This is a genomic window from Nocardia sp. NPDC060220 (assembly GCF_042727815.1).
Classification (GTDB): Bacteria; Actinomycetota; Actinomycetes; order Mycobacteriales; family Mycobacteriaceae; genus Nocardia.
Window position 1 is genome coordinate 1 of the sequence record NZ_JBHWZY010000142.1, and the last position, 10,798, is coordinate 10,798.

A 10,798-nucleotide genomic window follows, 5' to 3' on the forward strand; every position below is an offset into this window, starting at 1 on the left:
CCTCCGAGGTCTGGATGGCCTCGGCGTACTTGTTCGGCAGTGCGTCGTTGACGACCTGCTCGAGCACGGCGCCACGGCCGACACGGGTCTCGATCAGCTTGGCCGGAGCCTTGCCGGGACGGAAGCCGGGGATCTTGACCTGCTGCGCCAGCGCCTTGTAGGCCTTGTCGAAGTCGGGCTTCAGCTCCTCGAAGGGCACCTCGACGTTGATCCGGACCCGGGTCGGGCTCAGCTGCTCGACGGTGCTCTTCACGGACATACTCCTTGGTTCGTAGTTCATGGTGGTGTCCCCACAGGGGCGACGCGCCATAGTCAGGCACGGCTAAGCCAGGTGCGGCGCACAATGCGCATCCCGACCAGGGTAGTTGACCGCCTGCGCGCTCGCGCAATCGGTGTTTGGTTGAGGGTGCCGCTAGCGGCCGACCTGCACGGCGTCGGTCACGAAGACCAACGTCTCGTTCGGCGGCACACCGTTGCCGCCCTCGCCGTAGCCGAGGTTCGGCGGCACGATCAGCAGCCTGCGCGTGCCCTGCTGCACGCCGATCAGCCCCTCGTCCCAGCCCTGGATGACCTGGCCCGCGCCGAGGGTGAGCCCGAACGGCTTACCACGCTGGAAGGAGCTGTCGAGTACCTGCTTGTCCGACCAGGTGACCAGCTCGTAGTTCATCGTCAGCGGCTGGCCGGCCACCGCGCCCGGCCCGGTGCCCACCACCAGGTCCTTGGTGATCAGAGTCTTGGGCGGGTCACAGCTGTCGGGGATGGTGATCTTGGGCGCCTCGCCGTAACCGCCGCTGACTTTCACGTCGTCGGCGGTGCATTCGCGACCTGTGCTCGCGGAGCTCCCGCCGGCCGCGCTCGAGCTCGGCGCGCTGCTCGAATCCGTGTCGGAGCCGCAGGCCGCTGTCGTGATCGCGGCGGCCGCGACGAGTCCGATTCCGATGATCCTGCCGAGAGAATGCATGGCCCGCAGAGTAATCGACCGCCGTTGCGGCGTCGGGAACCGGCACGACGGTAGGCTCGGCGGTGCGTTTCTCCACCGGTGTCGCCGGTCCTCGATCGGCGCCCGTGCAGGCCCCCGCGGCGCGGACGGCGCCGTGACCTCATCGAGTTCGAGGAGTCCGCGATGACCGAAACCACGTTGGGCGACACCGCGGCGGACAGTGTGGGAGACGGTCAGGGCGAGACCATCGCCCCGAAGCCCTACGTCCTCACCGACGCGCCCGGTCCGCTCTCGCGCGAGGAACTCGTCGCCGTCGACGCGTGGTGGCGGGCGTCGAACTATCTCGCGGTCGGCCAGATCTATCTGATGAGCAATCCGCTGCTACGCACCCCGCTGGTCCCCGACGACATCAAGCCGCGCCTGCTCGGCCACTTCGGCACCGTGCCCGGCCTGAATCTGGTGTGGGCCCACGCCAATCGGGTGATCCGGGACCGCGGCCTGAACGCGGTCTATGTCGCGGGCCCCGGTCACGGCGGCCCCGGCCCCAACGCCTGCGCGTGGCTGGAGGACGCCTACGCCCAGCTCGAGCCGGACATCCCCCGCGACGTCGACGGCATGCGCCGATTCTTCCATCGGTTCTCCTTCCCCGGTGGTGTGCCGAGCCACTGCGCGCCGGAGACGCCGGGGTCCTTCCACGAGGGCGGTGAGCTCGGCTACTCGCTGCTGCACGCCTACGGCGCCGCCCTGGACAACCCCGATCTCGTCGTGTTCTGCGTCGTCGGTGACGGCGAAGCCGAGACCGGTCCGCTGGCGGGCAGCTGGCACGCGAACAAATTCCTCAACGCGGGGCGCGATGGCGCGGTGGTGCCGATCCTCGCGCTCAACGAGTACAAGATCGCCAATCCGACGATCCTCGCCCGCGTTCCCGAGGAAGAACTGATCGAGCTGCTCCGTGGCTACGGCTACGAACCGCTGATCGTCTCCGGCAACGACCCCGCACCGGTCCACCAGGCGATGGCCGCCGCGATGAACACCTGCATGGACCGGATCGCGCAGTTCCAGCGGGCGGCCCGCGAGGACGGGGACACGAAACGTCCGCGCTGGCCGATGATCGTGATGCACACGCCGAAGGGCTGGACCTGTCCCCCGGTGGTCGACGGCCAACGGGTGGAGGGCACGTTCCGCGCCCATCAGGTGCCGCTGCCGAACGCGCGCACCGACTCCGAGCACCGGCGGGTGCTGGAGCTGTGGTTGCGGTCGTATCGGCCGGAGGAACTGTTCGGCCGAGACGGGTCGCCGGTACCGGCCCTGCTCCAGCAGGTGCCCGCGAATCCGATGAGCCTGAACCCGGTTGCCAACGGCGGCTTGCTGATTCGCGATCTCGATCTACCCGACTGGCGCGACTACTGCGTGGACGTCGTGTCGCCAGGTGCGGGTGAGCACGAGGCCACCAGGGTCCTCGGCGGCTGGCTGCGCGATGTCACCGCCCGCAATCCGCACAACTTCCTCACCTTCGCCCCCGACGAACTGGTCAGCAATCGGTTGCAGGACATTCTCGAGGTGACCGGACGCGACTGGCAGGAGGAAGTCGGGCGCTGGGACGTGGATCTGTCGACGGTCGGGCGCGCGGTCGAAGTGCTGTCGGAGCACATGTGCGAGGGCCTGCTGGAGGGTTATCTGCTGACCGGCCGCCACGGCGTCTTCACCTGCTACGAGGCGTTCATCCACATCGTCGACGCCATGTTCAATCAGCACGCCAAATGGCTCGATGCCAGCTCGGCGGTGCCGTGGCGGCGCAAGATCCCCAGCCTGAACTACCTGCTCACCTCGCATGTGTGGCGTCAGGACCACAACGGGTTCACCCATCAGGATCCCGGTTTCCTCGACGTAGTGGCGAACAAGAGCCCCGATATCGTGCGCGTGTATCTGCCGCCGGATGCCAATACCCTGCTGTCGACCTACGACCACTGCCTGCGATCGCTGCACTACGCGAACGTGGTCGTGGCGGGCAAACAGCCGGGGCCGGACTGGCTTTCGGCCGAGGAGGCGGGGCTGCACTGCACTCGCGGCCTCGGAATCTGGGAGTGGGCGTGTCACAACGACGACCCCGGCACCACGCCCGATGTCGTGCTCGGATGCGCGGGCGATGTGCCGACCCTGGAAACTCTGGCCGCGGTGGCGATCCTCCGGGATCGGCTACCGGACCTGCGGATTCGGTTCGTCAATGTCGTCGACCTGATGCGCATGCTGCCCGCGGGCGAGCACCCGCACGGCCTGCCCGACGCCGAGTTCGACGCCCTGTTCACCACCGACCGCCCGGTGATCTTCGCCTTCCACGGCTACCCGTGGCTGGTGCACCGGCTCACCTACAGCCGCACCAACCACGCCAACCTGCACGTGCGCGGTTACAAGGAGAAGGGCACCACCACCACGCCCTTCGACATGGTGATGCTCAACGATCTGGACCGCTTCCATCTGGTGCTCGACGTGATCGACCGTGTTCCGGGGCTGCGCGAGCGGGCCGCGGGTCTGCGCCAGGAGATCGTCGACGCCCGGTTGATCGCGCGCCGCTGGACCCGCGAACAGGGCGCCGATATCCCGGTCGTGGCCGATTGGGTCTGGCCCGACTCGGCGATTCCCACCGCGCGGTAACACGGTTGCGGCGCGGGCCCGCCCTGCACGACGATGGAAGGGATATGACCGAATCCCGCCGCACCGAGCTCCTCCCCCGCGATCGCCGCGATCTGACCGGACCGTTCGACGTGATCGGCGACGTCCACGGCTGCCGCTCCGAATTGGAGACCCTGCTCGGCGAACTCGGCTACGTCCTGGACCGTGACGACCGCGGCCGCCCGATCGGCGCCGCCCACCCGGGCGAGCGCACCGTGGTCTTCGTCGGCGACCTCGTCGACCGGGGCCCCGACACACCCGGGGTGCTGCGTCTGGTGATGGGGATGGTGGCCGCGAGAACCGCCCTGTGCGTCACCGGCAACCACGATCACAAGCTGATGCGCGCCCTCGACGGCCGCAATGTCCGCATCGCGCACGGCCTCGAACAGTCGCTGTCCCAACTGGCCGACGAAGACCTCGAATTCCGTACGGCCGCACACGCTTTCCTCGGCACCCTGCCGAGCCACTACCTCCTCGACGGCGGCGCGCTGGTCGTGGCCCACGCGGGTCTGCCCGAGAGCCTGCACGGCAGCACGTCGGGCCGAGCCCGCTCCTTCGCCCTCTACGGCGCCCCCACCGGTGAGCTCGACGAACACGGCTATCCCGTCCGCTACGACTGGGCCAAGGACTATCGGGGCGCCCCCACGGTCCTCTACGGCCACACGCCGGTCCACACCTTGACCTGGGTCAACAACACCCTCTGCCTGGACACCGGCGCCGTCTTCGGCGGCACCCTCTCCGCCCTGCGCTACCCGGAGATGACCACGATCTCCGTCCCCGCCGAGCAGGTCTGGAGCGAACGCGCGGGCATCACGCCCGTGCCCGACTGAGCCTGTCGACGCGACACCGCAACGCCGGGCGCCAGGACCCGTCGCCGAATCGTCAACGTCGAACCCGGGTGTGACGTGCGGATTTCCCACCTGATGGGCCTACCATCAGCAGCGGACGACCCGACTCATCGACGAGGAGAGGTTCATGCGCCGTACATTTCTCGCTCTGTCCGTACTCGCTCCGCTCATGGTCAGCGGTGTCGCGAGCGCCGATCCAGCACCGCAGGGGACGGGGACGCTGACGGCGTGGACGTTCACCGGACGGGAGCCGGTTCCGGTGAACCGGGCCGATATCGAGGTGACGCCGTGCGAGGCGAAACAGGTGGTCGCGACGCTGGTCAGCGGGGCCGACGGGCGCGCCACAGTGGCGCTGCCCGCGGGGTGTTACGAGGCGAAGGTGGTGACGGTGCCCGGCGGCTGCGGGTTGGCCGTCACCGAGCCGGTGCGGGTCACCGTGGCCGCGGGTACGGAGGCGCGGGCAGACTTCCGGTTCGGCTGCGCCTGACCGACGTTCAGTCCTTCGGGCCACCGGCCACGTAGATGACCTGCCCCGAGACGAAGCCGGCGCCCTCGCTCACGAAGAACGCGGCGGTGTTGGCGATGTCTTCGGGCGTGCCGACCCGGTTCACCGGGATCTGCGCGGCCGCAGCGGCCTTGAAAGCCTCGAAGTCCGCGCCGACCCGGGCGGCGGTGGCCGCGGTCATCTCGGTTTCGATGAAGCCGGGCGCGATCGCGTTGGCGGTGACGCCGAATTTGCCGAGTTCGAAGGCGAGGGTCTTGGTGAACCCCTGCATGCCCGCCTTGGCCGCGGAGTAGTTGGCCTGGCCGCGGTTGCCGAGTGCCGAGGTGCTCGACAGGTTGACGATGCGACCGAACTTCGCCTCGACCATGTACTTCTGCACGGCGCGGGTCATCAGGAAGGCACCGCGCAGGTGCACGTTCATGACGGTGTCCCAGTCGTCGACCGACATCTTGAACAGCAGGTTGTCGCGCAGCACGCCCGCGTTGTTGACCAGCACGGTCGGCGCGCCGAGCTCGGTGGCGATCCGCTCCACCGCGGCGGCGACGGCCGCTTCGTCGGCCACGTCGGCACCCACCGCGAGGGCGGCGCCCCCGGCGGCCTCGATGGCGGCGACGGTGCCCGCGCAGGCGGCTTCGTCGAGATCGAGGACGGCGACGGCGTATCCGTCGGCGGCGAGCTTCGTGGCCACTGCGGCGCCGATGCCACGGGCGGCTCCGGTGACGATCGCGACCTTGCGTTGCGTGGGCATCCGTCTCCTACAAGCCTGAGCTGGGCGAATGGTGATGGTCGGGGTGACAGGATTTGAACCTGCGACCCTCCGCTCCCAAAGCGGATGCGCTACCAAGCTGCGCTACACCCCGATACCTCACCGGCGAGAGCACCGTGGAGGCAATACATGTTTGAGCGGGTGACGGGAATCGAACCCGCACCATCAGCTTGGAAGGCTGAGGTTCTACCATTGAACTACACCCGCAGGCATACGACATCGATGGGATCGCCACGATGTCGTGTGCGCCACGACTGTACCGAACCCCGCGCGAAAAATGCCAATCCGGCCCCTGCCTGCCCGATTGATGCGTGTCGGCCGCCGGTGTACCCCACTCCCCACGCGACCAACCCTCGCCATGCCCGATTAGGGCCTAATGACCCTATCCCCGAAACCCCCTCCCGGCGACGATGGTTGATGCGCCCATGGGGACCGGCGCCTGCTCCACCGGGGGATTAAATAGGAGAATTTTCCTTAAAAACCCGGCACGTGGGCGGCGAGTAGGCCACCATGAGAATGCGCGTGACGACTACTGCCACATCGTCACGACTCGCACCCCGTGCCAGGAGGGACCCATGGCGACGCAACGTCCACCGCCCAGCGGAGGGCATCACGCTGTATGTTTCGGCTCACGAAATTTCTTTTCGGGAAATATGTAACGCCGGAGACGCTGCAGCGATGTCATACCCGATCGCCATTCGCGAGAGACCAGAGAACGCGTTGCAGAACGTGACTTTTCGGTCTCGGGTGGCTTGCTAGGATCCTTTTTGCCGGACGGGGGTATCTGGAAAGGGGGCGGTGAGCGTGTGCCGAACTCGGTGGACCCAACCGCGTAGCAGTGCGAATGATCGAGGTGGCAAGTTCGTCGCCACCTACCGCCGGTGATGTCGATGACTGTCCACATCGAGCCACCGGTCGCCGCGATGGCCCGCGCCTGGGCCCGCGCGGTATGCGCCGAACCGGGCTCTTCCACGGCGCCGCATCAGTTGGAGCCGGTGCTCGTCGACATCGTCGAGCGGCTGCTGCACCTGGCTCGGACCGAACCGTTCCCGGTTCCACAGGCGCGCAAGCTCGGCGCGCGGTTGGCCGAGGCGCCGTTCGAACGCACCAGGATGCTGGCCCACGCCAGTCGCTGGCTGCTCGGCTTCCCCTCGGGGGTTCCGGGTTCGCTGGTGGCGACCCGCTGGCCGCTGGTGGCCAGCCAGGCCATCGACAGCTACGCACAGGCTCTGCAGGAACGCGCTCTGGCGCAACAGGAACAGAACATCTCGGCGAAAGTGTCACTGCGCGTACAGGAGATCGCCGCGCTGCAGCACCGCTTGCGCCACGAGGCGACCCACGACGCCCTCACCGATCTCGCGAACCGCACGCTGCTGCAAGAACGGGTACGCGCGTTCGCCGCCGACCCGAGCCGCGGTGTCGGTGTGCTGGTGGTGGACCTGGACCGCTTCAAACAGATCAACGACGGCTACGGACACGCGATCGGCGACGAGGTACTGGTCGAACTGGCCAACCGCTTGCGTGAGGTGTGCCCGCCCGACACGGTGATCTGCCGATACGGCGGCGACGAGTTCGTGGTGGCGGCCAACCCCCGCCGCGACACCCTCGGCGAGTTGGCGCACCTCGTGGTCGCCGCACTGCGCGACCCGGTGTGGTCGAGCGCGGGCCCCGTGCCGGTTTCGGCCAGCGTGGGCACCGCGTTCTGCCCACCGGGAAAGACGTGCGATTTCACCGACCTGCTGCGTCGCGCCGACCGCGCGATGTACTCGGCGAAATCGGCGGGCGGGCGGCGTTTCGCGCTCGCTGAATCGGGCGACCCCGAACTGGGAACGGCGGTCGCCGGCTGAGTCGGATCGCGAAGCCTGCACTTCGCGTTCCGGCTCAGCCGATTTCGACCGGATCGAGTCGTAACATCGCGGGAGTCCGTGCTCGGAATGGGGGCACCGGCTGGTTAGGGCGCGTTGACGGCCCGCATCGTGACCGTGCGCTCAGTGTTCGAGATAGGTGACCGCAGCCTGGCCGGGGGTGTCGACCGCTACGGCAGACCGGTCCTCGGTGGTGTCGCATCTGCGCACCACGACGATCAGTGGCGCGCACTGAGCGACGCCGCCGAGCCGAAAAACGGTGCGGTGCTGCCGGAATGCTCGCCACATGTCACGTGCGCTCGGACCGAGGCCATCCGTGCCGCGGATCCACCTCAGGCCCATCAGAAGTTGACCGGCGGTCGCACCGAAGACACTCGGCAGCACCGTGGCGTTGGTCACCAGCAGGATCACCAGGAAGATCATGGACCCGAACATCACCGGGGCCTGGTCATCCATGTCGAGCATCCAGTCGTTACCGACGAGCAGCACAACAGCGACGAACGCGACCGCGAGCACACCGTAGGGAAGCACGATGTCGGCGAGGTTGGCCGCTACGTTGCGTAACTTGCGCGGTGACGGGTAGCGCGGATCACCATCGGCGCCATGATATTCCGGCCCGGGTTGCGTCATCCGATCATGCTCGCACACCGGCGGGAATCACACCGGCGGTTGTCAGCGGGGCTGGCAGGTGGGGCACCAGAAGAGGTTTCGGGCTTCCATGACCTTGTGCGCGATGGGAGTGGCGCAGACTCGGCAGGGTTCGCCCTGGCGGCGGTAGACGTAGGTGCGGGGGCGGTCTTTGGTGTAAGACGGTGCGCCGGTGTCGTGTTCGGGCCGGACCACGTGCATGCGGCCGGTGGTGACGCCGATCGGCATGAGGTCGACCAGGTCGGCCCAGAGCGCGTCCCATTCGGTGGGGGTGATCGAGGTGCCGGGGCGGAAAGGCGAGATGCCGTGGCGGAAAAGGACTTCCGCGCGGTAGACGTTGCCGACACCGGCGATCAGGGCTTGGTCCATCAGCAGTGCGCCGATCGCCCTGCGGGAGCGCCGAATTCGCGCGCCCGCTCGTTCGTGGTCGGCGTCGGCGCGCAACGGATCGGCGCCGAGGCGTGCGGTGAGCGCGTCCACCTCGGGCGGCATCAGCACTTCACACGCCGTGGGCCCGCGCAGATCGGTGCCGAAATCCGTTGCGGCCCCCAGCATTCGCATACGCACCTGCCCGACCGGCGCCGTCATCGGCAACTCGGCCTCGCTGAAAGTGCCGTACAGCCCGAGATGCACATGCACCGTCGATCCGGACGCATAGTGATGCAGCAGATGCTTCCCATAGGCCTCGGCCCGCTCCAGCACCTGCCCGTCCACCAGCGCGGCTCCTTCGGCGAACCGCCCCTGCGGACTCGAAACCCGCACCACCCCACCGGAGAACCGCTGCTGATGCAGGTCGGCGATCCGGTGGAGGGTATGTCCTTCCGGCACTACGTCAGTACGCGGGGATTTCGGGGGCGATGCCGGTCTTCTCGTAGTCGGCGAGAATATCGATGCGACGCTGGTGACGCGCCTCGTCCGACCACGCGGCCGCGAGGAACGCGTCGACGATGGCCAGCGCATCGGCGGTGGAGTGCATGCGGCCGCCGATGCCGATCAGGTTGGCGTTGTTGTGTTCGCGGGCCAGCACCGCGGTTTCGACGCTCCAGGCCAGGGCGCAGCGAGCGCCGGCGACCTTGTTGGCGGCGATCTGCTCGCCGTTGCCGCTGCCACCGAAGACCAGGCCGAGCGAGCCCGGATCGGCGACGGTGCGTCGGGCCGCCTCGATGCAGAAGGCGGGGTAGTCGTCGAGAGCGTCGTATTCGAGGGCGCCGCAGTCGACGACCTCCACTCCGGCCTCCTGCAGATGAGCCTTGACGTGATTCTTCAGTTCGAAACCGGCATGGTCGGCACCCAGGTAAACGCGCATGGCTGCGATTGTCGCAGGCCCGCTTAGAGTCGTTTCATGCACCCGCACGAACCGCATTCCCCGCATTCGGCAGGTTCCCCGCCGGAGCACACCGGACACCAGCCCGACCGAACACCGTCACTGGACAAGGACACAGCGCCGCCCTCGCCGTGGGCCCAGCCCGATCCACGGACGGGCGGATTTCCCGCGCAGGACATCCCACCTCAGCCGCAGGCCGGCCCGTATTCGCCGGTCGCGCCCGGCCAGTACGCCCCTGGCTACTACCCGCCGAGCGGTCCGCCCGCACCGCCGCAGCACCGACCGCGCGGACTCATGCCGTGGGATCGTCCCGCCCGGCATCCGTGGGAGATCCCGCTGCTGATCGTCGTCATCATGATCACCGCGGTCGCGTACCTGCTCGCGCTCGCGCTCATGACGGTCGAGCTGTTCGCCGACCCCATCGTCGACGAGCACGGTGTGGAGCAGACCAGTTCGATCGTCACCAGTCCGTATGTGCTGCTGCTGTTGTTCGCGCCGGTGCTGCTGTGGGCGGGTCGTGGTCTGAATCTCGCGACCCAGCGCGTGAACGGGGTGAAGATGTCGCCCACCCAGTTCCCCGAGGGGTACCGGATGGTGCAGGAGGCGGCGGCGCGATTCGGGATGTACAAGGCGCCGGACGCCTACGTCATCCTGGGCAACGGCCAGATCAACGCGTTCGCCGCGGGCCACGGGTTCCGCCGGTTCGTCGTGGTCTACAGCGACCTGTTCGAAATCGGCGGTGCGGCGCGTGAGCCCGACGGACTCGCGTTCATCATCGGGCATGAAGTCGGCCATATCGCCGCTGGTCACGTCTCCTATTGGCGCCAGCTGGGCATGTTCGTCGCACCGTGGCTGCCGATACTCGGGTCGTCGCTGATCCGTGCCCAGGAGTACACCGCCGACAATCACGGCTTCTGTTTCCGGCCGCACGGCGCGTCCACCGCGATGGCGACGCTCGCCGCGGGCAAGTACCTCAACACCGATGTCGGTGTCGACGAGATGGCCGACCGTGCCGCGCTCGACCGGGGTGGTTTCATCTGGCTGGTCAACGCGATGGCCAGCCACCCGGTGCTCACCTGGCGGATGTGGGCGCTGCGCGATCGCAGCAGGCCGGGCCCGATGTTCTGGCGTCCGAGTGCGCCGCGTCCCGGCATGATCCCGCCGCACGGCGGGTATCCGCTGAATTCGACGCCGCCCGCGTTGCCGCCGAAGCCGGTCTGATCGGTCGGGGG

The 10,798-nt window shown here is 68.0% G+C and carries 11 protein-coding genes and 2 tRNA genes; 5 read left to right on the forward strand and 8 right to left on the reverse strand.

Translation table 11 applies throughout. The features are described from left to right. A partial coding sequence (locus ACFWF3_RS10005; RefSeq protein WP_379313324.1) for a trigger factor family protein occupies nucleotides 1-253 on the reverse strand: 253 nt, incomplete at its 3' end. A gap of 159 nt (nucleotides 254-412) precedes the next feature. Next, entirely contained in the window at nucleotides 413-961 is a 549-nt protein-coding gene (locus ACFWF3_RS10010; RefSeq protein ID WP_378995631.1) for an FKBP-type peptidyl-prolyl cis-trans isomerase, read from the reverse strand. Nucleotides 962-1,123: 162 nt separating this feature from the next. On the opposite strand from ACFWF3_RS10010, the gene ACFWF3_RS10015 reads away from it, so the two are divergent. The 3 genes from ACFWF3_RS10015 (at nucleotide 1,124) to ACFWF3_RS10025 (ending at nucleotide 4,945) form a co-directional block, all read left to right on the forward strand. Next, nucleotides 1,124-3,592 (forward strand): phosphoketolase, encoded by a 2,469-nt coding sequence (locus tag ACFWF3_RS10015; protein WP_379313326.1) that lies wholly within the window; start codon nucleotides 1,124-1,126, stop codon nucleotides 3,590-3,592. Between the two features lie 44 nt (nucleotides 3,593-3,636). Further along, nucleotides 3,637-4,440: a metallophosphoesterase gene (locus ACFWF3_RS10020; RefSeq protein ID WP_379313327.1), complete on the forward strand. Its 804-nt coding sequence runs from the start codon at nucleotides 3,637-3,639 to the stop codon at nucleotides 4,438-4,440. Between the two features lie 145 nt (nucleotides 4,441-4,585). After that, the gene (locus ACFWF3_RS10025; RefSeq protein ID WP_379313329.1) at nucleotides 4,586-4,945 is read left to right on the forward strand and encodes a hypothetical protein; all 360 of its coding nucleotides are present in this window, start codon (nucleotides 4,586-4,588) and stop codon (nucleotides 4,943-4,945) included. 7 nt (nucleotides 4,946-4,952) lie between these two features. Here the strand turns inward: ACFWF3_RS10025 and fabG are convergent, their stop codons facing one another. The 3 genes from fabG to ACFWF3_RS10040 all read right to left on the reverse strand — a co-directional run bounded on the left by fabG (nucleotide 4,953) and on the right by ACFWF3_RS10040 (nucleotide 5,936). After that, the gene (gene fabG / locus ACFWF3_RS10030; RefSeq protein WP_379313330.1) at nucleotides 4,953-5,711 is read right to left on the reverse strand and encodes a 3-oxoacyl-ACP reductase FabG; all 759 of its coding nucleotides are present in this window, start codon (nucleotides 5,709-5,711) and stop codon (nucleotides 4,953-4,955) included. 35 nt (nucleotides 5,712-5,746) lie between these two features. Continuing rightward, a tRNA-Pro gene (locus tag ACFWF3_RS10035) sits at nucleotides 5,747-5,823 on the reverse strand. A gap of 42 nt (nucleotides 5,824-5,865) precedes the next feature. Further along, a tRNA-Gly gene (locus ACFWF3_RS10040) sits at nucleotides 5,866-5,936 on the reverse strand. A gap of 683 nt (nucleotides 5,937-6,619) precedes the next feature. Between ACFWF3_RS10040 and ACFWF3_RS10045 the strand changes: the two genes are divergently transcribed. Beyond that, nucleotides 6,620-7,576: a GGDEF domain-containing protein gene (locus tag ACFWF3_RS10045; protein WP_067456742.1), complete on the forward strand. Its 957-nt coding sequence runs from the start codon at nucleotides 6,620-6,622 to the stop codon at nucleotides 7,574-7,576. A 141-nt stretch (nucleotides 7,577-7,717) separates the two neighbouring features. Here ACFWF3_RS10045 and ACFWF3_RS10050 read toward each other — a convergent pair whose 3' ends face one another. From ACFWF3_RS10050 to ACFWF3_RS10060, 3 genes are read right to left on the reverse strand one after another with little or no spacing between them, the layout of a single operon-like run. Next, complete coding sequence (locus ACFWF3_RS10050; protein ID WP_379313332.1) at nucleotides 7,718-8,224, reverse strand: hypothetical protein; 507 nt, start codon at nucleotides 8,222-8,224, stop codon at nucleotides 7,718-7,720. Between the two features lie 42 nt (nucleotides 8,225-8,266). After that, entirely contained in the window at nucleotides 8,267-9,070 is an 804-nt protein-coding gene (locus ACFWF3_RS10055; RefSeq protein ID WP_378995618.1) for an Fpg/Nei family DNA glycosylase, read from the reverse strand. A 4-nt stretch (nucleotides 9,071-9,074) separates the two neighbouring features. Next, a complete protein-coding gene (locus tag ACFWF3_RS10060) occupies nucleotides 9,075-9,548 on the reverse strand; it encodes a ribose-5-phosphate isomerase (RefSeq protein WP_378995616.1) in 474 nt (157 codons plus the stop codon). A gap of 36 nt (nucleotides 9,549-9,584) precedes the next feature. Between ACFWF3_RS10060 and ACFWF3_RS10065 the strand changes: the two genes are divergently transcribed. After that, entirely contained in the window at nucleotides 9,585-10,787 is a 1,203-nt protein-coding gene (locus tag ACFWF3_RS10065; RefSeq protein ID WP_379313335.1) for a M48 family metallopeptidase, read from the forward strand. Nucleotides 10,788-10,798 lie beyond the last annotated feature (11 nt).